General features: G+C 69.8%; 21 protein-coding genes and 4 pseudogenes. 14 read left to right on the top strand and 11 right to left on the bottom strand.

The features are described from left to right. Positions 1-80 precede the first annotated feature (80 nt). Complete coding sequence (gene nhaA, locus ACIA79_RS19415) at positions 81-1,379, bottom strand: Na+/H+ antiporter NhaA (protein WP_399429532.1); 1,299 nt, start codon at positions 1,377-1,379, stop codon at positions 81-83. 258 nt (positions 1,380-1,637) lie between these two features. Continuing rightward, positions 1,638-2,729: pseudogene (locus ACIA79_RS19420) on the bottom strand (alanine/glycine:cation symporter family protein); the annotation flags it as partial. Between ACIA79_RS19420 and ACIA79_RS19425 the strand changes: the two are divergent. The 4 genes and pseudogenes from ACIA79_RS19425 to ACIA79_RS19440 form a co-directional block, all read left to right on the top strand. Beyond that, positions 2,726-4,060: pseudogene (locus tag ACIA79_RS19425) on the top strand (potassium channel family protein); the annotation flags it as partial. The pseudogenes ACIA79_RS19420 and ACIA79_RS19425 overlap by 4 nt on opposite strands. 149 nt (positions 4,061-4,209) lie before the next feature. After that, positions 4,210-4,719, top strand: coding sequence for a hypothetical protein (locus ACIA79_RS19430; RefSeq protein WP_399429533.1), 510 nt, complete (start codon positions 4,210-4,212; stop codon positions 4,717-4,719). A gap of 72 nt (positions 4,720-4,791) precedes the next feature. Next, positions 4,792-6,225 carry a flotillin family protein gene (locus ACIA79_RS19435; RefSeq protein ID WP_399429534.1) on the top strand — a complete coding sequence of 478 codons (1,434 nt, stop codon included), beginning with the start codon at positions 4,792-4,794 and terminating at the stop codon, positions 6,223-6,225. Positions 6,226-6,670: 445 nt separating this feature from the next. Beyond that, positions 6,671-7,213, top strand: a complete 543-nt coding sequence (locus ACIA79_RS19440) for an alpha/beta fold hydrolase (RefSeq protein ID WP_399429535.1) — start codon at positions 6,671-6,673, stop codon at positions 7,211-7,213. A gap of 233 nt (positions 7,214-7,446) precedes the next feature. Here the strand turns inward: ACIA79_RS19440 and ACIA79_RS19445 are convergent, their stop codons facing one another. After that, entirely contained in the window at positions 7,447-8,508 is a 1,062-nt protein-coding gene (locus ACIA79_RS19445) for a PucR family transcriptional regulator (RefSeq protein WP_399429647.1), read from the bottom strand. Positions 8,509-8,752: 244 nt separating this feature from the next. Between ACIA79_RS19445 and ACIA79_RS19450 the strand changes: the two genes are divergently transcribed. Beyond that, complete coding sequence (locus ACIA79_RS19450; protein WP_399429536.1) at positions 8,753-9,358, top strand: hypothetical protein; 606 nt, start codon at positions 8,753-8,755, stop codon at positions 9,356-9,358. 171 nt (positions 9,359-9,529) lie between these two features. On the opposite strand, the pseudogene ACIA79_RS19455 reads toward ACIA79_RS19450, so the two are convergent. After that, positions 9,530-9,610 (bottom strand): annotated as a pseudogene (locus ACIA79_RS19455) (DNA repair ATPase); the annotation flags it as partial. 687 nt (positions 9,611-10,297) lie between these two features. Between ACIA79_RS19455 and ACIA79_RS19460 the strand changes: the two are divergent. From ACIA79_RS19460 to ACIA79_RS19485, 6 genes and pseudogenes are all read left to right on the top strand, one after another. Continuing rightward, the gene (locus ACIA79_RS19460; RefSeq protein WP_399429537.1) at positions 10,298-11,113 is read left to right on the top strand and encodes a helix-turn-helix domain-containing protein; all 816 of its coding nucleotides are present in this window, start codon (positions 10,298-10,300) and stop codon (positions 11,111-11,113) included. Positions 11,114-11,963: 850 nt separating this feature from the next. After that, positions 11,964-12,401, top strand: coding sequence for an NfeD family protein (locus ACIA79_RS19465; RefSeq protein ID WP_399429538.1), 438 nt, complete (start codon positions 11,964-11,966; stop codon positions 12,399-12,401). Between the two features lie 29 nt (positions 12,402-12,430). Continuing rightward, complete coding sequence (locus ACIA79_RS19470) at positions 12,431-13,543, top strand: SPFH domain-containing protein (protein WP_399429539.1); 1,113 nt, start codon at positions 12,431-12,433, stop codon at positions 13,541-13,543. Positions 13,544-13,880: 337 nt separating this feature from the next. Continuing rightward, a pseudogene (locus ACIA79_RS19475) lies at positions 13,881-15,066 on the top strand (cation:proton antiporter). A 29-nt stretch (positions 15,067-15,095) separates the two neighbouring features. Then, positions 15,096-15,470, top strand: coding sequence for a hypothetical protein (locus ACIA79_RS19480; protein ID WP_399429540.1), 375 nt, complete (start codon positions 15,096-15,098; stop codon positions 15,468-15,470). Next, a complete protein-coding gene (locus ACIA79_RS19485) occupies positions 15,467-15,907 on the top strand; it encodes a hypothetical protein (protein ID WP_399429541.1) in 441 nt (146 codons plus the stop codon). Before ACIA79_RS19480 ends, ACIA79_RS19485 begins: the two co-directional genes overlap by 4 nt. Positions 15,908-16,769: 862 nt before the next feature. On the opposite strand, the gene nhaA (ACIA79_RS19490) is transcribed toward ACIA79_RS19485, so the two are convergent. The 5 genes from nhaA (ACIA79_RS19490) to ACIA79_RS19510 form a co-directional block, all read right to left on the bottom strand. Then, a complete protein-coding gene (nhaA, locus tag ACIA79_RS19490) occupies positions 16,770-18,080 on the bottom strand; it encodes a Na+/H+ antiporter NhaA (protein ID WP_399429542.1) in 1,311 nt (436 codons plus the stop codon). A 95-nt stretch (positions 18,081-18,175) separates the two neighbouring features. After that, complete coding sequence (locus ACIA79_RS19495) at positions 18,176-18,328, bottom strand: hypothetical protein (RefSeq protein ID WP_399429656.1); 153 nt, start codon at positions 18,326-18,328, stop codon at positions 18,176-18,178. After that, complete coding sequence (locus tag ACIA79_RS19500; RefSeq protein ID WP_399429543.1) at positions 18,289-18,495, bottom strand: DUF3040 domain-containing protein; 207 nt, start codon at positions 18,493-18,495, stop codon at positions 18,289-18,291. The genes ACIA79_RS19495 and ACIA79_RS19500 overlap by 40 nt, the downstream gene beginning before the upstream one ends. Positions 18,496-18,519: 24 nt before the next feature. Then, positions 18,520-18,699 carry a hypothetical protein gene (locus ACIA79_RS19505; protein ID WP_399429544.1) on the bottom strand — a complete coding sequence of 60 codons (180 nt, stop codon included), beginning with the start codon at positions 18,697-18,699 and terminating at the stop codon, positions 18,520-18,522. 247 nt (positions 18,700-18,946) lie between these two features. After that, entirely contained in the window at positions 18,947-19,630 is a 684-nt protein-coding gene (locus tag ACIA79_RS19510) for a hypothetical protein (protein ID WP_399429545.1), read from the bottom strand. A gap of 267 nt (positions 19,631-19,897) precedes the next feature. On the opposite strand from ACIA79_RS19510, the gene ACIA79_RS19515 reads away from it, so the two are divergent. The 3 genes from ACIA79_RS19515 (at position 19,898) to ACIA79_RS19525 (ending at position 23,525) form a co-directional block, all read left to right on the top strand. Further along, on the top strand, positions 19,898-21,019 hold the full coding sequence (locus ACIA79_RS19515; protein WP_399429546.1) for a PucR family transcriptional regulator: 1,122 nt from the start codon (positions 19,898-19,900) through the stop codon (positions 21,017-21,019). 342 nt (positions 21,020-21,361) lie between these two features. Further along, entirely contained in the window at positions 21,362-22,054 is a 693-nt protein-coding gene (locus ACIA79_RS19520) for a universal stress protein (RefSeq protein ID WP_399429547.1), read from the top strand. Positions 22,055-22,199: 145 nt separating this feature from the next. After that, entirely contained in the window at positions 22,200-23,525 is a 1,326-nt protein-coding gene (locus tag ACIA79_RS19525; RefSeq protein WP_399429548.1) for a cytochrome P450, read from the top strand. A 282-nt stretch (positions 23,526-23,807) separates the two neighbouring features. On the opposite strand, the gene ACIA79_RS19530 is transcribed toward ACIA79_RS19525, so the two are convergent. Further along, positions 23,808-24,509: a response regulator gene (locus ACIA79_RS19530; protein ID WP_399429549.1), complete on the bottom strand. Its 702-nt coding sequence runs from the start codon at positions 24,507-24,509 to the stop codon at positions 23,808-23,810. Further along, positions 24,506-25,801 carry a sensor histidine kinase gene (locus tag ACIA79_RS19535; protein WP_399429550.1) on the bottom strand — a complete coding sequence of 432 codons (1,296 nt, stop codon included), beginning with the start codon at positions 25,799-25,801 and terminating at the stop codon, positions 24,506-24,508. The genes ACIA79_RS19530 and ACIA79_RS19535 overlap by 4 nt, the downstream gene beginning before the upstream one ends. Between the last annotated feature and the right edge of the window lie 42 nt (positions 25,802-25,843).

Consider the following 25,843-nt stretch of genomic DNA (forward strand, 5'->3'; position numbering starts at 1 on the left):
GCCTGCAGGAGGGCCGAGTCAGTCGGCAGGCTGCAGCGGGCGATCGTCAGCACGGACGGGCCCATGGGGCCCAATGCGTGTCAGTGTTCGGCGGCACTGCTGCGCTGGTAGATGTCGGGGATGCCGTCGTGGTCGTCGTCGCGCTCCTCCTCCTCGTACAGGCGCCGGTAGACGCCGTTGCGGCGCCTGATGAGGAGGGCCGCCAGGGCGGCGGCGATGAGGGAGCCGACGAGAACCGCGGCCTTGATGTGTTCGGCGGCTGCCGGGTCGGGGAAGGCCAGTTCGCCGATCAGTAGGGCCACGGTGAAGCCGATGCCGGCCAGTACGGCGAGGGCGAAGACGTCCGCCCAGGCCAGGTCCGGGTTGAGTCGGGCGCGGGTGAAGCGCGCGGCCAGGTACGTACCGGCGAAGATGCCCAGCGTCTTGCCCACGACGAGGCCGACGACCACCCCGAGGGGCTCGGGCCGGGTGAACACCTCGCCGAGGGACGCGGCCGAGACGCCGACGCCGGCGGCGAAGAGGGCGAACAGCGGCACCGCCACGCCCGCGGAGAAGGGGTGCAGCAGGTGGGAGGTGCGTTCGGCGGGGGACGCGGTCTCGCCCTCGTCGCGGGTGGTTCGGAGGATCAGGCCCATGGCGACGCCGGCGACGGTGGCGTGGACGCCGCCGTTGTACATCAGCGCCCAGGTGACCACGCCGAGGGGCACGTACCACCACCAGCCGCGCACGCGGAACCGCTGGAGGGCGTAGAAGACGGCCAGGCAGGCGAGGGCCCCGCCGAGCGCGGCGAAGTTCAGGTCACTGGGGAAGAAGACCGCGATGATCAGGATGGCGCCGAGGTCGTCGACGACGGCGAGGGTGAGGAGGAAGGCCCGGAGCGCGGCGGGCAGGTGGGTGCTGAGGACCGCCAGGACCGCGAGGGCGAAGGCGATGTCGGTGGCCATCGGTACGGCCCAGCCCTCCATGCTGCCTCCACCGGCCATGACCGTGGCGGAGTAGAGGGCGGCGGGCACGATCATGCCGCAGAGCGCGGCGACGACCGGCAGGGCCGCCGTGGCGGGTGTGCGCAGCTCGCCGACCACCAGTTCGCGCTTGAGCTCGATGCCGGCGACCAGGAAGAAGACGGCCAGCAATCCGTCGGCGGTCCAGTGCTCCACGGAGAGGTCGAGCCCGAGCGCCGGTATGCCGAAGTGGAAGTCGCGTATCCGCTCGTAGACGCCGCTCCACGGGGTGTTCGCCCACACGAGCGCGACCACGGCTGCCGAGAGCAGCACCAGCCCGCCGACCGTCTCGGTCCGCAGTGCCTGCACCACGGCGTTGCGTTCCGGCAGGGGCAGCAGGCCGAGGAAGGGCGAGCGCTCGCGCGGGTCAGCCGCCATTGGTGAACCTCCGGGGGGTCGGATCGAGGGCATACGAGCCCCTGGGACGCCGACCAGACTTCCCGGCACACCGCGCGTCTCGTGCTGCCGCCAACCGGCGGTTCTTGACGCGTTCTTCACACCCTAACTGCCTGTACGCGATCCCACCAGATGGCATTTCACCTGCTGAAACCGCCCGCAGGGCATGACGAGCGGGCCCGTCCACACCAAGGCGCGAGGTGTGTACGGGCCCGCTCAAGGAGCCGGGCCGCCGGGGGGTCAGACGGTGGTCTTCACCGACTCCTGGTCCTCGTCGTCCTCGGTGATCTCACCGGCATTGCGGGCGCGGACGTACTCCAGGAAGGAGTTCAGCTCGCGCTTGACGACCGGGGCGAGGATGTACAGGCCGATGATGTTGATGACGGCGAGCATGAAGAGCACCGCGTCGGCCATGTCGATCAGCGTCTGGAGCGTCAGCAGGGAGCCCGCGACCGCGAAGAGGGTGTAGAAGACCTTGAAGATCAGCTCACTGGTCCGGCTGCGGCCGAAGAGGTGCGTCCAGGCCTTCATGCAGTAGTAGCCCCAGGTCAGCACCGTGGAGATGGCGAACAGCATCACCGCGAGGGTGAGGATGTACGGGAACCAGGGCAGCACGGTGGCGAAGGCGTCCGAGGTGATGGTGACACCACCGATGGACTCACCGCCCTGACGGAGCTCGACATAGCTGGCCGGGTTGGCGATGACGATGGTCAGCGCGGTCATCGTGCAGATGACGACGGTGTCGATGAACGGCTCCAGCAGGGCGACCAGGCCCTCGCTGGCGGGGTGCTTGGTCTTGACCGCGGAGTGGGCGATCGGGGCGGAGCCGAGACCGGCCTCGTTGGAGAACGCGGCCCGCTTGAAGCCGATGATCAGCGCGCCGAGGACACCGCCGGCGACGCCCTGGGGGTTGAAGGCGCCCTCGATGATGGTGGCGACGGCGGCCGGGACGGCGCTGACGTGGACCAGGATGACGACCAGGCAGGCGGCGATGTAGATGCCGGCCATGGCGGGGACGAGCTTGCTGGTCACGTTGGCGATCGAGCGGATGCCGCCGAGCAGCACGATGCCGACGAGCGCGGCGATCAGGATGCCGAAGAACAGGGCGCCGGCGGAGGAGCCCATCAGGCCGTCCTCGCCGCCGGTGACGGAGACGAGCTGGGCGTAGGACTGGTTGACCTGGAACAGGTTGCCGCCGAAGAGGCCGAAGAACAGCACGAAGAAGGAGGCCAGGACGGCGAGGACCTTGCCGAAGGTCTTGCCGTTCTTGCCGAAGCGGTCGGCCAGGCCCTTGGGCAGGTAGTGCATCGGGCCGCCGGAGACGGTGCCGTCCCCCGCCCCGCCTCGGTGAGCTCGCCGATCCAAGTCTGTGCACTCTCGCCCTGCTCTCCGCCACCACGACCGACCCGGCGGGCGAAGAGGGCTCGGACAGCAGCGGTGCCGACGGGCCGCAGCTGCTGCCCGACCCGTGCATGGTGGCCTCCGCCACCGGGCGGGGCACCGTCGTCCTCGAAGCCGTCACCCACACAGGCCCCCCTGTCCCGGCCAGACGGCTGGCCCGCCGGGGCATCCGCTTCTCCGAGCTGTTCTCCCGCCGCCTGCGCTGGGCCGTCGCGGGCCTCGGCCTCGCGGTGGTCGCTCTGGCTGTGGCCTCCTGGCTGACGACCGGGGACCACCCACTCCATGCCGCCTACGTCACACTGCTGGACCTGTTCTCCATCAACGACCCGGCGGTCGACGAACCCCTCTCACGCCAGGTGCTCCAACTCCTGGCGGGTCTCGTGGGGCTCGCCCTGCTGCCCCTCCTCGTTGCCGGTGCACTGGAGGCGCTGGGCGCCTTCCGCAGCGCCTCCGCTCTGCGCCGACCGCCCCGCGGCCTGTCCGGACACCTCGTTCTGCTGGGCCTCGGTAAGGTCGGCACCCGCGTCCTGGCCCAGCTCCGTGACCTCGACATCCCGGTCGTCTGCGTCGAGGAGGACCCCGAAGCCCGGGGCGTCGCGCTGGCTCGCCGGCTCCGTGTGCCGATCGTGATCGGCGACGTCACACAGGAAGGGGTACTGGAGGCGGCCAAGATCCACCGGGCGCACGCCCTGCTCGCCCTGACCAGCTCCGACACCACGAACCTGGAGGCCGCGCTCTACGCCCGTACGGTCATGCCGGACCTGCGCGTGTCCCTGCGGCTGTACGACGACGACTTCGCCACCGCCGTCTACCGCACCCTGCGCGCCGCGCACCCGGACGCGGTCACCCGCAGTCGCAGCGTGTCCCACCTCGCGGCACCCGCCTTTGCCGGAGCGATGATGGGCCGCCAGATTCTCGGTGCCATACCGGTCGAGCGCAGGGTGCTCGTCTTCGCCGCGCTCGTGGTCGCCGGTCACCCGCAATTGGAGGGCCACACGATCGAGGAGGCGTTCCGGCCCGGTGCCTGGCGCGTCCTCGCCCTCGACACCACCGCACCTGCCGACCGGCGCCCCGACCTGGCGAGCCCGCACCCGGCGGATGGCGGACACCACGCCACCGGCCTCGTCTGGAACGTCCACCCCGGGTACGTCCTCAAGCCCGACGACCGCGTTGTACTTGCCGCCACCCGCCAGGGCCTGGCCGAACTGCTGGGCAGGCACCACGAGCCGGAAACCCGAGCGGTGAGTGACGGTGAACGCTGAGCCCGACCGCACAGCGACAAGCGGCCACGGCGCACGAGGTCGGCATCAAGGAGGCGTAAAGACTGCCGGTGGATGGCAATGAACGCGGGCGTGTGCGGGTGGGACCATCCGGTCACCTCGGGGATCACCCGCGGTAGGGAGGTGCGCGCATGGGCTTGTTTCTCGGTCTCGGCATAGCGGGGATCGTGCTGCTCGCTGCCTCGCTCGTCCTGGACGGGGTGCTGGAGGGTTTCTTCGGCGGGGCCTTGGACGGGCTCTTCGACGGCTGGCTGTCGCTGCCGGTCATCGCCGGGTTCGTCTCGATGCTCGGCTTCACGGGCGCGATCGTGCTCGGCAGCACCGGTCTGGGGGCGGGCCCGGCCACGGCGGCCGGAGCGCTCACCGGCATCGGCGCCGGATGGCTGACCTGGAGGCTGAGCCGCGCCCTCATGAGCGATCAGAGCGCGGACGCCCCGCGTGGTGACGACCTCATCGGCATCGCCGGGTCCGTGGTCACGGCCATCCCGGTGGACGGCTACGGCGAGGTGCTGCTCAGGGTGGCCGGTCAGCCGGTGAAGTTCGCCGCCAGGTCGGACGATCCCGTTCAGCGGGGCGCCGAGGTCTGGGTCGAGGAAGCGATGTCGCCCAGTTCGGTTCGCGTACGTCTCGTCGAGCGCTGACGGGCCTGTTCGCCCTTCCCATAGACCACCCCACTCGATCTGCCCTCCTCGGGAAGGCAGGAGGGATACGCCATGAGTCCAGTCGTCGTCGCAGTGGTGGGAGTCGTCGTACTCCTCGTACTGCTCGCCCTCGTCGTGATCACGCGGTACAAGGTCGCCGGTCCGAGCGAGGCGTTCATCATCACGGGCCGCCGGGGGAAGAAGTCCACCGACCCCGAGACGGGACGCGTCTTCACCGACAACAGCGGCCAGAAGGTCGTGGTCGGCGGCGGGGTCTTCGTCGTGCCGTTCGTCCAGCAGAAGTTCACCCTCGACCTCTCCTCCCGTCACATACCCGTCGCCGTCCGCGGCGCGGTCACTCTGCGCGGCGTGAAGGCCAACCTCGAAGGTGTCGCCATCGTCAAGGTCGGTGGTGGTGAGGACTCGATCCGGGCGGCCGCCCAGCGGTTCCTGATGCAGCAGGACGGCATCGTCGGCTTCACGCAGGAGGTGCTGTCCGGCGCCCTGCGGTCCATCGTCGGGCGGATGTCCGTCGAGGACATCATCCGGGACCGGGCCGCGTTCGCCGGGCAGGTCGCCGAGGAGGCCGAGGCCAGCCTCTCCGGCCAGGGCCTGGTCCTGGACGCCTTCCAGATCCAGGACATCACGACCGAGGGCTCCTACCTGGAGGACCTCGGCCGCCCTGAAGCGGCCCGCGCGAAGCAGGAGGCGGACATCGCGGAGGCGGTGGCCCGGCGGGCGTCGGAGCAGGCCCGGCTGAAGGCCGAGGAGGAGATCGCGATCGCCCAGCGGACGTTCGCGCTCAAGCAGGCCGAGATCAAGGCCGAGACCGATGAAGCCGCTGCGAAGGCCGCTGCCGCCGGCCCGCTCGCCGAGGCGGACCGGCAGCAGGAGATCCTGAGCCAGCAGGAGAAGGTCGCCGAGCGGCAGGCCGCGCTGACCGACCGCGAGCTCGACACCCGGGTCCGCAAGCCGGCCGACGCGGCCCGCTACCAGGCCGAGCAGGAGGCCGAGGCGCGTCGTATCGCTCAGGTCAAGGAGGCCGAGGCGGAAGCGCAGCGTGCTCGGCTGACCGGTGAGGGCGAGAAGGCCCACCGGGCCGCGCTCGCCGACGCCGTACGCATCGAGGGCGAGGCACAGGCCGCCGCGATCGCCGCCAAGGGGTCGGCGGAGGCCGAGGCCATGCGCAAGAAGGCCGACGCCTTCGCCCAGTACGGTGACGCGGCGGTGCTCCAGATGCTGGTCGAGGTCCTGCCGCAGGTCGTCGGCAAGGCAGCCGAACCACTGGCTGCGATCGACAGGATGACGGTCATCTCCACCGACGGCGCGAGCAAGCTGACGCGCACGGTCACCGACAACGTCGCCCAGGGGATGGAGCTGCTCGGCTCCGCCACGGGCGTAGACCTGGCCGAACTCCTCAAGGGCATCACCACGCGCACCGGCGGGGCGGCGCCTGCAGCCGAGCAGCACGCGAAGTCCGACGGGAAGATCGACATATCCGACTGACCCGACCGGGGTGTGGGCGGATGGCGGAGGGGAGCATGTACTCGGTGCCGCCGTCCGCCCCTGGCTCGCCCCTGCCGACGAAGCGGAAGGCTTGAAGGGTGGACTCGAAAGGGACTACCGATGCGGAGCGCGACAGCAGCGTCGATCTACAGGAGCGTCGAGGCCCGGGATCTGGTACGCAGGTGGTGCGTTGGTCAGCTCGACGCCTGGCCCGTCGAGCATGCACGCCAGGAGCTGACGACGTCAGCGGGCATCACCGGCGTGGTCACAGCCGGCCCTGCTCCCACCGGCATCTCGCCGAGCATCGTGTTGTTGCCCGGCACCAACATGAACGCGGCGGTGTCCCTCGCGACGATCGCCGCACTGTCCGGCGAGTGGCACACGGTCGTCCTGGATCTGCCGGGCCAGCCAGGGCTGAGCGGGGAGTTGAGGCCGCGCCAGACGCATGACCTGGTACAGGAACTGGCTGAGCGAGGCCCTGGAGTCTGCCGTGCCGGGTCCCGCCGTAGTCGTCGGTCACTCCCTCGGTGGGGCAATCGCCCTGGCCTGTTCGTCGTCGAGAATCACCGGCCGCATCCTGGTGTCGCCTGCCGGGCTGACTCGCCTCAGGGTCTCCCCATCGGTGATGAGGGCCACGGTCCCCTGGCTCGTACGCCCGTCCGTTCGGAGCGCGAGACGGTTGCTGGCCCACATGGTGGCTCCCAGTAGCCCTGTTCCCGAGAATCTCGCCACCTGGATGAGCATGGTCGCCGCCTCGTGCCGCAGCAGCCTGGTCCCCGCACCGCTGCCTGCGACGTTGCTGAGTGACAGGCGCTCGGCACCGTGCATGGTCAAGACCGGCCGCCATGACGTGTTCCTCCCTCCGGAGGCGCTGGGGCCGGCAACGCGCCACGGCCTCGGCGTCGATGTACAGGTCGTGGAAAGTGCGGGTCACCTGCTCATGGACGAGCGGCCGGACGCGGTAGCGGCTGCTGTACGAGCGTTCTGACCGCTGCCGTTTCGCCCGGGTGGCGCGTCATCGGAGGGGGCGCGCCAGCCACCGGGCGCGGCGCCTGCCCAAGCACCGGGAAGCGTCGCCGGCAGGAGGACCCGAGCGGGAGTCGGTCCGGCAGCGGCGTGACCGACGCCGCTCGCTTCCGCACCGGCACCGTCGATCAGCCGCACCGGTTGCTGCTGGGCCCAGCGCCGGGCCGCGGCCTTCGGTGCGTGAGCGGATGGTGGTCAGAGCTCTTGGTCGGGCCAGTCCAGCAGGCGGGCGCCGATGACGGCGGTCTGGAGTGTGTAGCGGTGGACGGGGTCGCCGGGGTCGGCGCCGGTCAGCTTGCGTATGCGCTCCAGCCGGTACGTCATGGCGCGCACACTCAGGGAGAGGCGCCGGGCGGCCTCGGCGGACACACAGCCGGTGTCGAAATACGCGGTGAGGGTGTCGATGAGCGGGCGTGCCCCACCGCGCGCCTGCTGCAACGGGCCGAGCACCGTGCGTACGAGGTCGGCCATGGCCTGCCGGTCGCGGGTGAGGACCGGATAGACGAGCAGGTCGGCGGCGTGCAGCACGGGCTCGTCGAGGTTCATCCGCTCGGCCAGGTCCAGGGCGTTGAGCGCCTCCTCGTAGGAGTGGACGACTCCGCCGACGCCCGGGTGGGCTCGGCCGATGGCCACTCGGCCGCCGTCGGTCGCGGCGTACGCCTGCTTGGCGAAGAAGGCCAGGAGGTCGGCCTGGTCGCCCGGCGCGATGCAGATGAGCTTCCCGTTCTTCGTGGTCAGCAGGATCCGGCGGTCGCCGAAGCGGGCCGCGAGAGACGACTCGATGCCACGCGTGACTGAATAGCCGTCGTCGTACGGCTCCGGGCCCTGCGCCACGGCGACCGCATGGGCGTGGGACAGCAACAGCCCGAAACGCTCAGCCCGTTCGGCGAGACGGCCGACATCGCTGCGGCCGTGCAACAGGTCGTCGATGAACTCCCGCCGGGCGGCCTCCTGCTGGCGGATCGCGAGCTGCTGTGCCCGCTCGTGGCCTTCGGCGAAGGCGTCCACGGCTTGCTCCACCGCCGCGAGCAGATGGTCAGCGGCAGTCCCACGCAGCTGTGTCCTCACGTCCTGAGCGGCAGACAGGTGGGCCCGCACCAGCAAACGGAGTCCGACGCCGGCCTCCGCCGCCCGCTCACCCTGGGCGCGTAGCGCTTCCAGCTCGTCGCGGCTCAACCGCCTACCCGTGGCACAGGCATCGGTAAGGATCCGGGCGTACCCCTCCACATACTTCTCGGTGGTGCCCCGCTCCGCCATGACCACTCCCCGTTCCTGACGCACGCGCCGATGACGCCTTCCTGACGCGTAAACGTCAAGAGTGCCATGCGTCGGGGGTGGGACGGCCACCGGCATCATGGAAGCGTGAAGGTTGCCGGTGAACGGCAATGCGAACACCTGCGCCACGCTGCCAAGATAAGCCCGCCGGGGTCGGGCGGTCGGGAATCGATGCCGGAGCCAGGAAGGCAGCACGTCACAGCACCGGATCGAGGGGGGAGAAGTCATGGCCGAATTTCTGCATGCCGTCGCCACCTTCCCCGCCGTGCTCTTCACCGCCGCTCTCGTGGTCGTCATGGGTTTCTGGCTGCTGGTGCTGCTCGGCGTCGCCAACCACGACAGCTTCGACGCGGACGTGGACACCAACGCCCTGAGCCTCGGCGGGGTGCCCGTCTCGGTGTCGGCCTCGTCGCTGGTGATCCTGTGCTGGTTCTTCAGCGTCTCCGGGTCGGTGCTGCTGGCCCGTACGGGCTGGTCCGACGCACTGGTCCACCTGCTCGACACCGTCCTGCTGATCGCCTCCGTGATCAGTTCCTGGTGTCTGACCCGTGCGCTCGTCCGCCTGCTGGCCAAGCTCTTCCCCGATGAACCCGGGCCGTCCCTGCACGACTTCGTCGGCTCCACCTGCACCATCCGCACCGGGCGGGTGGACGCGGACTTCGGCCAGGCGGAGGTCGCGGCGCGGGACGGCTCCACCGCCGTCGTGCAGGTCCGCCGGAACGATGGCAGTCCGCTGGCGCTCGGCAGCACGGGGCTGCTGTACGCGTACGACGACGCCGGCGCGTTCTTCTGGGTCGCGCCCTTCGACAAGGCGCTGGACCCCCGCGGCTGACCGCCGCCCTCTACTGCTTCAGCTCACACCCTTCGATCCGGGGATTCCTCATGGACGCCATCTCTTGGGGCATCGGCGTGCTCGTGGCCGTTGTCCTGCTCATCGCCATCGCCATGCTGTTCGTGATCAGCCGGCTGTTCCGCAAGGTGGAACAGGGCAAGGCGCTGATCAGCCACCGGGGAGGACGATGCCCTGGTCGTCCGGGAGGCGACGGCAGGACTGCCCGATGCCGTCCAGCCCCGGACACGTACGGCGTCCGCCACACTTGAACCGGGTGCACCCGCGCCGGCTCGCCGGTTGCCGCGGCGGGTGAGGCCACAGCCTTCGTGGGCAGCGTGACTCCTGCCAGGCCCGCGCCGACCGCCGTGGCGGCACCGGTGAGAAGCGTCTGTCGTCTCTTCAGAGGGGACAAGCGATTCCTCCCTGAAGGAACGTGAGTGTGACGCCAGGAGGCCCAGGCGTCCCGGCGTCCGGATGCCCCGAGCAACCCGGACGGTGAAAGCGCGCACGGCGTAGTTCGGGCTCCCGCAGCTCCATGCCCGCCCTGCAGCCCCTCCGCATTGACTGTCGGCGTGCAGTGAGGTCCCGCACGCGGGAGATCTGCTCCTACCGGTGGAAGTGGTTGGCGAGGTCGGTCTAGCCGTTGTGTCGTCGCCGCATCGTGGTCAGGGGCCGGGGGCCGGTCGCGACACAGCCGCACTCGGGACGCGTAGGTGAGCGGCCCACGTCGGGTGGCTCTCACGCGCAGGCCAACGAAGACCGGGGCACGATCCGCGGGCCGACCACCTGACGTAGGCTCCGGAGACATGCGCACCGTCGCGGTTCTGGCGCTTGAAGGCGTCTCGGCCCTGGATCTGGACATACCGTGCCAGGTGTTCGCGCTCGCCGTGGGTACGGACGGGACACCGCTGTACGAGGTGGGTCTGCGTCGACCGGGAGATGACGGCGACCGCCGGGCCGACGGAACCGTTCCGGCTCACCTCCTCGTGGTCCTGGGACGACGCGTTGGACGCGGACACCGTGGTCGTGCCCGGCATCCCCGCCCACCGGTCGCCGGACGAGCGGGGGGTTCGGATCCTGCGTACGGCAGCGGCTCGAGGAGCCCGGATCGCGTCCATCTGCACAGGAGCCTTCGCTCTCGCGCACGCCGGCCTGCTCGAAGGACGACGGGCGACGACGCACTGGCGCTTCGCCGACGCGCTCGCCGAGCGGTTCCCGGGGACGGACGTCGGCCCCTCCGTCCTCTACATCGACGAGGGACAAGTGCTCACATCGGCGGGCATCGCCGCGGGCCTGGACCTGTGCCTCCACCTGATGCGCCGCGACCACGGAGCGGCCGTGGAGGCGGCCGCCGCAGGTGTCCTCGTCACGCCCCCGCAACGCAGCGGCGGCCAGGCCCAGTTCATCGAGTACCCGACACCCGGCATCGACTCGGGTGACCACGGCGAGACCCTGCGCTGGATGCGCGGCAAGCTCGCCGAGCCGCTCCCCCTCGCCGACATCGCCACGCACGCGATGATGAGCCGGCGCAGCCTGGCACGGCACTTCCGCGCCCAGACGGGCACGACGCCTCTGCGCTGGCTGCTGGCCCAGCGGGTGCAACGCGCCCGCGAGTTGCTGGAGGCGACGGACCTTCCCCTGGGGAGAGTGGCCGAGGCGACCGGACTCGGATCGGTCGAGACGCTCCGGCACCACTTCGCCCGGCAGGTGGGTACGACGCCGTCGGCCTACCGGACCGCGTTCCGCCGCCGCTGACACACGCGCCCGTGGCCTCTGCGGCCCGGGTCAGCGGCAGAGCGGTTGTCCCAGCAGATCTGCGGTCCGCTGGATGCGCCGTGCGAGAAGCCCTGGCCTGTTGTCAGCGACGTACCGCGCCAAGAGCTTGTCATCACCCACAATCTCGACGTCGGCCGGCTCATTCGAGTCGCCCTCGACGCGCTGAAGTGGCGATGGTCGGGGAGCAACCATGCCAACGGAGTCATCGCAGTCATCCGCTGCACACTCGACGGTCTCCTGGTAGTCCGGCCGCCTGTGATCTTGTGTGCTTGAAGACCTGCGGGAACGTATCGCTCCATCGCTGCCGTCCCGGCCTCCACGACGCCATGGCCTCTCCGAGGAGGGAACGTGCCTGGTCGGCGGGGAGCACGTCGTCACACGCGTTCGTGCGCAGCGGGCTGGTGGACCACCGGTTGTAGCCGCCCGCGCGCAAAGCGCGAGCAGGATGAGGAGGAGGAGCTCCGGCTGAGGCGGAGCGGCACGAGCTGTGCGTGCTGCTACGCGAGTACGTAGCTGCGTTTGTGAAGAGCCAAGTCAGGACGAACACTGCTCCGGTTCGGAGCTGCACGCGAGTCCGTGAGGCGCCTTCTCGCACTCCCCGGTCATGCGCCGCGTCACGGTGGCCGGCCTTCGGCGGAGGAGTGATGAGCATGTGCACCCCTACGGAGGGTGAGCCTGGGCAGGCGTGACTGCCGCACCGGCACCGCCAACGCGGGTGGACCTCCTGCCCCATCCGGACGTCCTGACTTCAGACCGGCTGGGACGGGTCGGTTGTGTCCTGATTTCAATGGGTATGTGGTGAATAGGTCCCCTAAGGGAGGCTGATTCGATGCCGTGGTTCGCATGGCTGCTCGCCGCCGCAGCGCTCGGTGTCGCGGAGTTTCTCACCCTGACGCTGGTTTTCGGGTTGCTGGCGGGCGCTGCCCTGGTCGCTGCCGTGGTCGCCGGTATAGGCATCGGTCTCCTTGGCCAGCTTGTGGCGTTCGCAGCGGCAGCGGCAGCGGGTCTCGTCGTGGTCCGTCCTTTCGCGCTGCGGCAAATGGCGAGCGCACCCCTCATCCGCGAGGGGAGCGATGCGTTGGTCGGCAAGCGGGCCGAGGTCATGCAGGAGGTCACCGCGACTCATGGGCTGATCAAGATCTCTGGCGAGGCGTGGTCGGCTCGCGCTCTCGACGAAAGTCTGGTGATCCCTGTGGGGGCGCTGGTGGACGTCATGGAGATCGAAGGCGCCACCGCTGTCGTCTACCCCCGCGAACTGCTTCCGTGAACGGCTGAAAACACCCCAGCGGAGGAACTGTGGATCCGGTGGTCATCCTGATTCTCGTGGCGGCGATTGTTGTCGTCTTCCTCGTGGCTGCCACGGTGCGGATAGTCCCGCAGGCGCGCCGCTACAACATCGAGCGGTTCGGCCGGTACCGCCGGACGTTGCAACCCGGCTTGAACTTCGTCGTGCCGGTGGCGGACCGTGTCAACACCAAACTCGATGTGCGTGAGCAGGTGTATTCGTCCGACCCCAAGCCGGTGATCACCGAGGACAACCTCGTGGTGAACATCGACACGGTGCTCTACTACCAGATCACTGACCCGCGGGCGGCGGCCTACGAGGTCGCTGACTATCTGCAGGCGATCGATCAGCTCACCGTGACCACGCTGCGGAACGTCATCGGCTCCATGGACCTGGAGGAGACGCTCACCTCGCGGGAGGAGATCAACGCCCGACTCCGCGCCGTCCTTGACGATGCCACCGGCAAATGGGGGATCCGGGTCAACCGAGTCGAGATCAAGGCCATCGATCCACCGGCCACCATCAAGGAGGCGATGGAGAAACAGATGCGGGCCGAACGCGACAAGCGCGCGGCCATCCTGCACGCCGAAGGCGAGCGGCAGGCCAAGATCCTTACCGCAGAGGGGACGAAGCAGAAGGACATCCTGGAAGCGCAGGGCACGCAGCAGGCCATGATCTTGCGGTCGGACGGAGAGGCGAAGGCGGTGGAGCGCGTCTTCCAGGCCGTCCATCGCAATAATGCCGACCCAAAGATCTTGGCCTACAAGTACCTTGAGACGCTCCCGCATCTGGCGAAGAGCGACAACAACACGTTCTGGGTGATCCCGGGGGAGCTGACCGAGGCAGTTCGCGCTGTCACCAGTGCCTTCGGTGATCGGTCGACGATGGGTCCTCCCGGATCCGCGCAACCGGAGCAGGAAGCGACCACTACCGGTGCCGACGGCACGGCGGACGAAGGCGGGGCGCCGGAACTCGACGCAGGATCGTCGCTTTCGCTCGACGCTGCCGCGGCTGCTGATGAGGTCGCGAAGAGGGCCGCCGCCGTAGTGAGTGACGCGAAGGCCGAAGCCAAGGCGGCGGGGGCGCCCCAGGTGCCGGACCCAGGACAGAGGTCCGGCGATTGAGCGACGCCACCGAGGGCCGGGGGCGTTCGTGTGGTCGAGATCATGTCGGGCGCAGCAGCATGAGCGGTGATCTGTGGGATCGCGGCGACAGGACGGGCGCCTTCGCCTTCATGATCACTGCGCTGTCGTTCGCGAAACGAAGGACCGTGGTCTGCCCCCAGCGCTCTGGACTGCCTGGTTCTGGGGGTTGCGCAGCTGACCGCGGTGGTGTCGACCCCTGTGTGAGAGTTCAGGCCGTTCTCGGGGCCGGCCGTGGGCACGTGCGTCTCGTCGACCAGCACGGACGGGTCCACGTCGATGCCCGGTAACCGTTCGGCCAGCGCGTCGGTGAACCGCCGTGCGTCGTCGCCCTGCCGGCCTCGCGGCCCGGACAGTGCTGTCCACGTCCTTCCTCTTCCTCGTCGGTGGCGCGCTCGTCAGCGACGGCTTCCTTTGGGCTGATCCACATCACGCCGGACAGCGAGATCGTCGCCGTCACCGCCGACTTGGCGCTGTTCGCCGTGCTGTTCACCGACGGCATGCACGTGTCGTTCCCCAAGCTGCGTGCCAACTGGAAGAACCCGGCCCGGGCCCTGGGCCTCGGTATGCCGCTTGCTTTCATCGGCATGGCCCTGGTCACCCACTACCTCGTCGGCCTGGACTGGACGACATCCTTCCTGGTCGGCGCCGTCCTCGCGCCGACCGACCCGGTGTTCGCCTCCGCCATCGTCAGCCGCAAGGAAGTACCGGCGAAGCTACGGCAGTTGCTGAACGTGGAGAGCGGCATCAACGACGGGCTCGCCCTCCCAGTCGTACTGATCCTCATCGCCGCCGCCGGCCCCACCAGTGGCCACGCCGACGCGTCCCTGGGCACAATCGGCCTTGAGCTGGGGCTCGGCTTGGCCTTCGGCGTGCTGCTGCCACTGCTCGTCAACGGACTCGTACGCTTCCGGCTGCTGGGCGCCGAGCCGAAGCTGCAACCGCTGCTGCCGCTGGCCACCGGCATCATCCTGTACGCCGCGTGCCACCTCACCCACGCCAACCCCTACCTGGCGGCCTTTTCGGCCGGCGCTGTCATCGTCGCCGTATCACCAGAGGCCAAGACGGCGTTCGAGCCGCTCGGTGAGGCACTGGCGGAGCTGGCCAAGTTCGCTGCCCTGCTCGTCTTCGGCGCGCTGTTGACGCCGCAGCTCTTCGGGGACCTCTCGATCGGCGGGTACGTCGCGGTGTTCCTGGCGATCGTGCTCATCCGCCCGGCATCGCTCCTGCTCTCGTTCATCGGCACGCGGTTCGACCGCCGCGAGAAGCTGGTCGCCGCATGGTTCGGACCCAAGGGCTTCGCGTCGGTCGTCTACGGGCTCCTCGTCCTCCAGGCCGGCATCCCACAGGGTGAGCAGGCGTACACCCTGATCGCCGTATGCATCGCCTTCTCGATCATCGCCCACAGCAGTACTGACGTACCCATCGCCAGACTGTTCGATTTCGATGACCTCGCCGGGATCCCGGACAAGGACGACGACGCCAATGTGGCCCGGCAGCGCTGAGCGCAGTGCCGCAAGGAGGAGGTCTGCTCATGTTTCAGTGGCTGTGGATCGTCGGCTGGTCGGCTGTGATGCTGCCTCTCGGCGGGGTGCTGCTGGCCGGGCGGGCGCCACGGTGGCTACGGCGGGATTCCACGCTCGGCGTGCTCAGGGTGAAGGGGATTGCGGCGTTCGTTCTGTACCTCGGGCTGATGGTTCCGCCCACGACCGCTCTGGCCGGGATACAGCCTGAGGCTGCGGAGCTCCTGCGCATGGCGCTGGTCCCCACGGCCCTCTTCGCCGGACATGGACTCATCCTCGGGGCGACGCTTTGTGAGCGCTTCAACCGCCGTGAGGCAGAGCGTGCGCCGACCGTACCCGCGATCGGGTCGGCCGTCATGTCCGACGCTCGGGGAGGTGCGTCGTGAAGGCGGGTCCGCAGCCCGGTTCGTTGTTCTTCGCGGCGTGGACCTCGGTGGTCGCCGCCTGGGTGGGCTGCCGGCTGGGCATGTGGCGCGTCGCCGCGGACCGGCAGGGAGTGCACGTCAGCAGGTTCTGGGCGGTGCGCTGTGTGCCGTGGTCGGCGATGGGTCACGTCGAACTCCGCCGCGACGGGCTGCTCGAGTTCGCCGGGCCCTGCCTCGAACATCCTGGCCGGCTGTTTGCTGCCGCAATGGGCAAGCCGTCGGCTCGGTCGATTCAGCCACGCACCCGCATGGCGGATACCTTGACCGTGTTCTCCCTCTACCCCGGCCTGCGGTCTCAGAGCCGGGCCGACCGGGCTGCCAAGGGGACGGCGTTCGCCTGGTGGGGGTTGCCGCTGGCCGTCGTACTCTTTGCTGCGGCGGAGATTCGGCATCGGTGACTTTTCCCGGTGGTCGAGGTGGAGGGGGCGGCAGGCGGGCCGGGGGGACTGGAGTGCCAGCCGAGGGGGGACGGGCGCCCGAGTGCGACGATCTGGAGGACGAATCGCTGCTCGGGATCCGTGGGGCCGCGGCCGGTCAACTGACGCGGCCGAGTCGATAGCCGACGGCTGGGACTGCGAGGCCATGAGGTCGGCAGGGGACGGGGACGAGGACGGTGTCGGAGCCGTCTGCGCGGGCTTGGTGTCGTCGTCCTCACACCGGGCGGCCGGCCACGGACCTCCTGTCCGGGTATAGCGCCAAGGGCTGCGGCGCCTTTGGTGCAGGTAGAGCCGTAGATCATGCGCTCATGCCCCGCCAACCGCCCGCAATGCTCCCGGCTCCTCTGGAGAGCGGCGATGCCGGCGTGCGCCTGCTCACCGGCCCCGGGTGATCCGCCGCTTCTCGTGTTGGGCGAGCGCCTGGTGGATGCTCGACAGGCTCGGGTTCTGCCTGCGTTTGCCGCGGGGATGCTCAGATTTGATGGACCTGCTAGGCGGTCGTGCTGGCCGTGCGGCGCCGCAGCACGATGGGGAGCATGTCACCGGTGATGACTGAGCCGACCGCCGTGCTTGCCCTTGATGGCCGCAACGTCGAGTCTCTTTGGCGTGGCTCCCGGATGCTCTCCCGCTCGGTTGCAGTGGGCGCTCTGTACAGAATCCGGAGTCGGGGCGCGTGACGGGGCCTCTCCCGGGGGCGCCGGTTGCCGTCGGCGGCACAGGTGTCGGGTGGCGGAATCATCCATGTTCGGGTCCGGGCGGACCAATCTGCGGATTTGCCCGGACCTGCAGCACTTACCAAGGCCATGGCATCGGCTTGCGGTGCCTATGGAAACCTGTGCCGAGAGCTCCGCGGGGTCTGTTGGTAGATGTCGGGTACGGAATCCTCGTCATCATCCCGGTTTTCCTCTTCGTAGATGCGCCGGTAGATGGTGTTGCGGCGTTTGATGAGCATCGCGGCGAGGGCCGCGGCTATCAGCGAGCCGGTGACAACGGCGGCTTTGATGTGCTCGGCGTCGACCGGGTTGGTGAAGGCCAGTTCGCCGATGAGGAGGGCGACGGTGAAGCCGACGCCTGATACGGCGGCGAGTGCGAGCACGTCTGCCCAGGCCAGGTCGGGGTTGAGCTGGGCTCTGGTGAAGCGTGCGGCAAGGTACGTGCCGATGAAGATGCCTATGGTTTTACCGACCACGAGTCCCAGAACCACGCCCAGTGGTTCGGGCTCGCGGAAGACGGTGCCGAGTGCGCTGGGCGAGATGCTCACGCCTGCGGCGAAGAGGGCGAACAGGGGTACGGCGATTCCTGCGGAGATCGGGCGCAGGTGATGTTCGGTACGTTCGCCGCATGAGACGTGCTCGTCCGGGTCTCGTCTGGTCCGCAGGAGGAGCCCCATGGCGACGCCGGCAGCGGTGGCGTGGACGCCGCTGTTGTAGGTGAGGGCCCAGATAGTCAGGCCGAGTGGTACGTACCACCACCAGCCGCGCAGACGTTTGCGTTGCATGCGGTAGAAGATCGTGAGTCCCGCGATGGCGCCGGCCAGGGCAAGCAGATTGAGGCTGGAGGTGAAGAACAGGGCGATGACAAAGATGGCGCCCAGGTCGTCGACGACGGCGAGGGTGAGGAGAAAGGCGCGCAGGGCGGATGGCAGGTGCGTGCTCAGTATGGCGAGGACTGCAAGGGCGAAGGCGATGTCCGTGGCCATGGGCACCGCCCAGCCATCCGCCGCGCCGCCGCGGGGGAGGGAGACCGCCAGGTACACCCCGGCGGGTACCGCCATGCCGCATACGGCGGCGACCACGGGAAGTGCGGCTTTGGCCGGCGTGCGTAGTTCTCCGAGGGTCAGTTCTCGTTTGAGTTCAATGCCCGCCACGAGGAAGAAGAGGGTCAGCAGCCCCTCGGAGGCCCAGTGCTCCACGGACAGGTCGAGCCCGAGGGCCGGTATGCCGAAATGGAAGTCGCGTACAGCCTCATAGGCCGCGCTCCAAGGGGTGTTGGCCCAGACGAGCGCCACCACGGCCGCTACCAGGAGCGCCAGTCCGCCGACTGTCTCCGCGCGGAGTGCCCGCGCGACAGCTGTGCGTTCCGCCCATGGGAGCAGGCCCAGGAAGACCGACCGCTCGTGCTGAGGTGGACCCATAGTCGCTACCTCCTGGTCCTGAAGAGCGGTATTTACCCGGGGCGTCGAGGTACCGCCGGGGCGCAATGCGACGTCATCCTCGTACCGGGGGCCTGTCAGTCGCTGCCGCCGTAGGGGTACAGCAGTTGGGCGACTGCCTGGCCTGTGGGCGGGCGCTGCTGTTCTTCAGCAGCCGGTGGCGCGTCGAGTATCGCGGTGAGGAGGAGACCTATGACCGCGATGGCCGCCAGGATGAGGGAGGTCCGCATGGCCCATTGACGCTCGTTTTCGTCCGAGGCCGGCGGTGTCGTGGTGTCGGGGACTGTTCGTCCAAGGCGCTGATGCGTGCCGCGAGGTCGGGATCTTCCCGGGCCAGGTGTTGCTCGATTTCCGCAAGGAGGCGGTCCTCGTCCAATTCGGATGCCATTTCAATCATTCCTTCAGGTGGGCTCGACTGCGTTCACACCTTCTTGACCGGCACGGGTTGTGTGCCGTCCGGGGAGCAGAGCATGTCGACCAGGCGCAGGATCTCCATGGGAGCGGGAAGATCAGTGTCGAGATTCGCGGAGACGGTGCGCCATGCCAGCCGCCCGGCGAGTACCGAGCCGGCGCCCACGACCAGCGCTGTCGGCCAGAGCACGGTGAGACGCTCACCTCGCCCCGGAAGAGCAGGTTGCCCGCCATCAGCAGGGACGCTGTACCGTCGGCGGCGAAGATCCCGACACCGGGCGTGAGGACCTCCCCGACGAACAGCGCCGCAGGGAGACCGGGGAGAAGAAGACCGGCCGCATGGCACGGCAGCACGCTCAGGGCGACGAATCCGAGGACGAGCAGGATCACCCCGGTCACTCCGGCGAATCCCATGTCCGGAGTGGACAGCTCGTAGATCACGGCGAGCGTGCCGGTCGAGAGGAACAGATACGCCAGCTCGGGACCGGCGAGCATCTGACGCGGTTCACCGAAGAACCCCAGTTCGTGCTCGACGATGTGCGCCCCGGCGGTCTGCAGCGCCACTTCGTTGCCGCCCGCTCCCCCGACGTGGCGGCCGTCGACCGCGGCAAGAAGGCTTCCCTGAACACTGCCAGCAGGTCGACGGCCTCGGCCTCCGCGGCCTCCTGCGCCGACAGCGCGGTACCGTCGCGGACCATGGCCTCGGCGAAGGGTTTGCTACGTCCGCGCTGCTCGGCTATCGACACGGCGAACGCGGCCGCATCGTTGATCAGCTTCGCGCTCGCCTTTTCGCCCTCTCCCGTGAAGGGCGTGCCGGCACCGATATGGGTGCCGGGCGTCGTGGCGGCGATCTGGCCCGCCGGCGTGATGTACGCGCCGACCGACGCCGCGCGCGCCCCGGAAGGGGCCACATGCACGATGACGGGCCCGGAAAAGTCCAGGAAGACCTGGAGGATGTCCCGGGTCGACTGCAGGAAACCGCCCGGGGTGTCCAGCTCGATCAGCACAGCCATGTGATCCTTCCGTTCCGCCGTTCGCACCCCGTCCTCCACCTGCTCGGCGATCACGGGCGTGGTCGTGCCGTCGATGCGCATGGCCAGCACCGTGAGCCCCTGGGCCATCGAGCCAGTGGGAACTGCGAGCAGGCGAGGGCTACCGGGAGCGCCTGGGCGCCCCGGTGAAGCAGCGGTTCGGCGGCGGCATGGGTCCGGGACGACACGGCCACCTCCTCGCACCCGAAGTCGGAGGTGTTTCCTTTCGGGTCTTCTGCTTACCCCTGCGCTGGGCGCCGACGCACCGCCGACTGCATCACGGACGGCCGTCTGGGCAGCCGTTTATTGCTGAACCCCGGCAAACTGGACACACCCTGCGGGACGGAGAGAGCGGCCATGGCCAAGGGCACCGGCGGCGGAGTGAGACAGGCCGCCGACTTCGTGGACCGCTGCACATGCCTCGTGGCGGCGGCAGCAGCTGAGGGCCGTGCTCTCCAGCCCGGTGAGCTGGTCGCTCTTCGCGCGCTCGCAGCGTCGGCCGGGGAACGCGGCGTGGCGCTGGAAGACCTGATCAGCTCGTGGCTGACTGCGGCGTGGGAGCCGTGCCAGGAGTCGTTGGATGCGGCCTCCGGCCGTCATCTGACTGACAGGCGGCAGATGCCCCTGGCGTGGCAGATGGTGCGGGAAGCGACGGTCGCACTCGCTCGTGGGTACGAGGCCGGGCATCAGGAAGCCATTCGCCGGGAGGAGGCCATGCGGCGCGAATTCGTCGACGACCTCCTCGACGGGCGTACCGATCTAGGACAGCTGGCTGAGCGAGCCGATCGGTTTTCCCTCCGCCTGGTAGGGCCTTACACCGTCGCAGCAGCCCGGGCCACCGCCCCCTTCCGTGCCGGGGACGCGGCCACGCGGCATGTCGAGGAAGGCATGGCCGCCTCCTTCAGCGTGCGGGATGTCTTCATCACCAGTAAGGAGGGACTGCTGGTGTGTGTGTCACCCACGGCGGAAACCGGTGTGTCACGAGCCTTCGCCCGGCATGTAGGCATGTCCGGCGTCAAGGCGCACCAAGTGGCCGTCAGTCGCTCCCGCCCCGGACCGAGCGGGATTGTCCGCTCCTACCAGGAAGCGCGCGGCACTCTCGACCTCGCCGAGCGGCTGGAGCTCGGTGCCCCCCTGGTCGATGCGGCTGACCTGCTGGTCTTTCAGGTCCTCGGCCGGGACCGCGCGGCCATCACCGACCTCGTGGCGACCGTGCTCGGCCCTCTGGAGCAGGCCCGCGGCGGACCAACCCCTCTCCTCGGCACCCTGAGGGCCTACTGCGCCACCGGGTGCGTGAGCACCGCGACAGCACGCCGACTCGGCATCAGCGTCCGTACGGTCACCTATCGCCTCGGCCGTATCCGGCAACTGACCGGCTACGATCCGACCGACGCTGACCAGCGGTACACGCTCCAGACCGCAGCGCTGGGCGCCAGGCTCCTCGGATGGCCCGCTGAACCCCTCGAGCGCGCCGACTGATCGCCGCCCTCAGTCGGCGAGACTTGCGGCTGCTTACTGTGCTCGGCTCGATCACACGCCGGGCACGTGACGCGCCGGGTCGACGCTGTGAGAGTCGCTCCGGTGCCTACAGGGTCTGAGTTTCCTCCGTGCTCATGCGCACGTGCTCGCGGCAGACCGCTACGCCGCGCTGTTGACAGATCGCTACGGCGGCGGTCGGGTGCTCACACTCGTAGGGGTTCATTACACGAGGCCCTTCCGGGATGTGCTTGCTCGACCACGCAGGTCGGGCGGGGAAGCCTCGATGAGCCTGATCCGGGTACCCGTCGATGCCCTACCGCCCCCTGTGTACCGGGAGAAGTCATGACCGGTGCCGCGACGCCACAGGAGCGACCCGTGATCGTCGGTGTCGACCGTGGGCCCGGCCCAGATGATCTCGTACGCTTCGCGGCCCGCGAGGCCGTCCTCCGGAGGCGCCCGCTTCATATCGTTCACGCCATTGAGCTGCCGCTGCCGGGAGGCTCCTCCTCGGACCATGACGAAAGCGGCTCAGCCGCTGAGGCGGGGGCCCGGCTGGTGGATCACTACGAGCGGCTGGCGCGCGAGGAGTCCCCTTCCCTCTCCGTTGCAGGTGAGCTGCCCATGGGACACGCGGCGGCCGTCCTGATCGAACGTTCGGCGGACGCGGAGCTGATCGTGCTCGGCCACCGGGGCGGCGGAGGGGTTCCGCGGCTGCCGCTCGGCTCGGTGAGCTGGCAGGTGGCGACGCACGCCGAGTGCCCCGTCGTCGTGATGCGTCCTTCCCGCACCGCGGAGCGCCGGACTGATGCCGGCCGATCCTGTCCGTGGTCGGCGGTGGGCCGACTCCCCACACCTTTGAGGCCAATGCGTGGTCGTCCGGCACGGGTTCACCGTGGTGGGACGGGCCGTGTCCGGACGCCCGCGCCGGGTGAGCTGAACGGCGCGACCGGGAACGAAGTTCACGGGAGTCGCCTGGATCCGATCACAACGGCCGGCCCTGCGCCCCACTCCCGACGGACGGGCAGCAGGTCATGATGCGGACGCACCGCGGGGCACCTGAGGGGGACCGTGCATACTGACGTCGCAAGGCGCGCTGTGGGTGAACACCGCGCGTAACCGTCCCTCGAGAACGGCCCGGGTGCGGTGCGGCCGCGCGTCGCCGCCCTCGGCGGAGGAATTCATGGCAGGCGGGACCAGCCCGGTGATCGACGGCGATGTCCTCGGTGACCTCGACCTCTTCGGCGAAGGTTTCGTGGCGGATCCCTTCCCGGTGTTCGCCGGGCTGCAGGAGTCCGCACCGGTGCACCACGACGCCGCGACCGGCCTGTGGCTGATCAGTCGGTACGAAGACGTCGAGCGGATCCTTTTGGACCCCGCCGGTTTCCGGCCGGACAACGCCCAGCACGCCGTCACACGGCTCCCGATCCCCGCCCTGCGGGTCCTCGCCCGGGCCGGCTTCAGCCTGCCTCCCGCCCTCGCCAACAACGGCGGCCCGTCCCACACCGGTCTGCGCCGTCTCGTCACGCGCTTCTTCAGCGCCGCACGGGTGTCCGCCGCGGTCCCGCTCATCGAGGAGACCGCTCGTGAGCTGCTGACCGGTGCCGAGCGCGAGCTGGACGCCCGGGGCCGTTACGACCTCGCCGCCGACTACGCCAGGCTGCTCCCGTGCCGGGTGATGATGCGGATGCTGGGCATCGAAGGGGTCGCGCCGGACACCTTGGTGGAGTGGAGCGACGCCGCGCTGGAACTCTTCTACGGCAGACCGGCCACCGAACGCCAGATCGCGCTGGCGGGGCTGGTCGGCGAGTTCCACCAGTGGCTCACCGCGCAGGTCACCGACGGCGCGGGGCAGCACGGCCTGATCGGCGCGCTGCGAGGGCACCGGCTGCCGGACGGCACACCGCTCGACATACCGACGGCGGTGGCGGCCTGCTTCTTCGTCTTCATCGCCGGGCAGTCCACCACCGGGCAGCTGATCGCCACCGTGCTCCGCACCGGCTGCGCCGACCCGTCGACATGGGCCCGGGCGACCGACGACGTGTTCGCGCGGAACTGGGTGGACGAGGTGCTGCGCCGCGAGCCACCGGTGACCACGTGGCGCCGGGTGGCGGCACGGGACACCGAGCTGTCGGGCGTCCGGATTCCCGCCGGAGCCGAGCTGCTCCTGCTGTTGATGGGTACGGGGTCCGATCCGTCCGTGTTCGCCGAGCCGGAGCGGTTGTGTCCGCACCGGGAGAACGTACGCCGCCATCTGTCCTTCGGTGCCGGACGGCACCGCTGCCCAGGAGCGCTCCTGGCCCGTACGGAGGCGGCGACCGCTCTCCGTGCGGCGGCCACGGCCCTGCCCGGCGTCGGCCTCCTGGACGACGACCCCGACATGCTGGGGCTGCTGTCCTTCCGGGCACCGCGGCGGGTACGGGTGGCCCGGCGGCAGCCCGGCCCGGGCACCGAGGCGGCGCTCGGTCAGGCAGCCGGTGGGAGGCATTCGGCCTTCTCCCGGCCGTGAGCCGGCACCAGCGCGGGGCGCAGGGGCCCGGTAGAGCACCCCTTCCTGTTCCTGTGCGGCGTCGTCCCCAGCTCGCTCACGGGGACCTGAGGCCCGCCCACGGCAAGGGCCGGGGGCGACACGCGGCGCGGGCCGGGTCAGCTCGGGGGCGCGGAGGGCCCGTACCAGTCGAGACAGATCACCACGGCGCGCCGTTGCCGGCGCTCCGCTGCCCCGGTGCCTCTCCGTCCGGGACGATCCACCGGGTTCTGCCCCACCGTCCTGGGGCCCGCTGAATGCCTCCTACCCGGACTGGTCCGGGGCGCCCCCGCCCGGGGCGATCAGGCCCGTCTCGTAGGCGAAGACGACGGCCTGGACACGGTCGCGCAGGTCCAGCTTCGACAGGATGCGGCCGACGTGGCTCTTGACCGTGGTCGGGCTCAGGAAGAGCCGGGAGGCGAGCTCGGCGTTGCTGAGGCCCGTCGCGAGCAGGCGAAGCACCTCGAGTTCACGCGGGGTCAGGCTGGACAGGTCACGGTGCGGGGCGATGGTCTGCGGTTCTTCGCGCCGGGCGAAGCGCTCGATCAGCCGGCGGGTGATCGCGGGCGCGAGGAGAGCGTCGCCGGACTGCACCAGGCGCAGGGCGGCGACCAGGCGTTCGGGGGTGACGTCCTTGAGCAGGAAGCCGCTGGCGCCGGCCGTGAGCGCGGCGTAGACGTAGTGGTCGAGGTCGTAGGTGGTGAGGATGACGACGCGGGTCTCCTGCGGGCCGTCGCCGGCCAGGATGCGCCGGGTGGCCTCGATGCCGTCCATCTCCGGCATCCGGATGTCCATGAGGACGATGTCGGGCCGCGTGCGACGGACCGCTGCGACGGCCTCGGCCCCGTCGGCCGCCTCGGCTGTCACCTCGATGCCGTCCGCGGCCAGGATCATCCTGAAGCCGGTGCGCACGAGCGCCTGGTCGTCCGCGATGACGGCCCGCAGCGCCGGCCCGTCCGCCGTCATTCCGCGCTCCGCGGGATACGGGCCGTGACCCGGTAGCCGCCGGTGCGCGTCGGCCCGGCCGTCAACTCGCCCTCGTAGACGGCCAGCCGCTCCCGCAGTCCCATCAGGCCGCGGCCGCTGTTCTCCACCGGTGGGCAGCCCTTCGCGCCACCGGTGTCCGTGACCTCGATGAGCACACTGCTGCCGGTGCAGCCGATGGAGACGGACGCCTCCGCGCCACGTGCGTGTTTGATCGTGTTGGTCAGTGCTTCCTGCACGACGCGGTACGCGGCCAGGTCCACCCCCGGGGGCAGCGGTTCCGGCGGCAGCGACAGTGCGACGCTCACGGGCGTCCCGGCTGCGCGCACACGTGCGACCAGCGCGTCGAGCTGCGCGAGCCCGGGCTGCGGCTCCAGGCCGTCGGGCTTCTCGTGGTCGGGGGCTGCCAACAGGCCCATCACATGGCGCAGTTCGGCCATGGCGGCCCGGCCGGCCGCCTCGATGGCCAGCAAAGCCTCCTTGGACTGCTCGGGCAGCACGTCCATCACCGTGCGGGCCGCTCCTGCCTGGATCACCATCACGCTCACATTGTGCGTCACGACGTCGTGCAGTTCGGCGGCAATACGGGCACGCTCCTCCTCGACGGCCCGGCGCGTGGCCTGCTCCTGGGCCTCCTGCAGTGCGACGACCCGGTCCCGGCTGGACGCCAGCCGCAGTTGCAGGAAGCGGACGAGGCTCGCCAGCATCCCGGCCACCAGCAGCACGAATCCCGGGCTGGACCACCCCGGGACCACGGGGTCCGCGTTGCGGAAGGCGACACCGGACAGCACGGCGGCGATCACCAGGACAGCGATCGCCGTGATCCGGTGACGGCTGTACACCACAGCGCTGTAGGCGGCGACGACACACGCCAGGACGGTCATCCATGAGGCGGCACCGCCGATGACCAGGCTCGCGCCCAGCACCGTCGCGAACACTGCCAGCGGGTACCGGCGCCGGAGAGCCAGCGGCAGCGTCGACAGGACGACCAGGGCCCACGGCACGGGGGGAGGGTCGTCCTCCACGGGTGCCTGACCGGGGCCGGGCGGCGGCGGGGCCGGGATCCCGTCCCGGATGTCGACCGGCGGCGGGCTGCCGTGCACCGGCCCGTCACCGGGGTGGTGCACCGCGACGTACAGGGCGATGACGGCCAGTACGACCGCCAGCAGGACATCGGCGCGCACCGCCCGCCGGGTCGGCGCAGCGGCCTTCGCCTCGGGACGCAGCACGTCGATGAGCTGTCGCCGCCTGCTGCGCCGGTCTTCCGTTTCCATCCGCACATTGTGGTGCGCTGTGCGCCCGGCCCGCGTCCGCCT

Source organism: Streptomyces sp. NPDC051310, assembly GCF_044455245.1.
Lineage (GTDB): Bacteria > Actinomycetota > Actinomycetes > Streptomycetales > Streptomycetaceae > Streptomyces.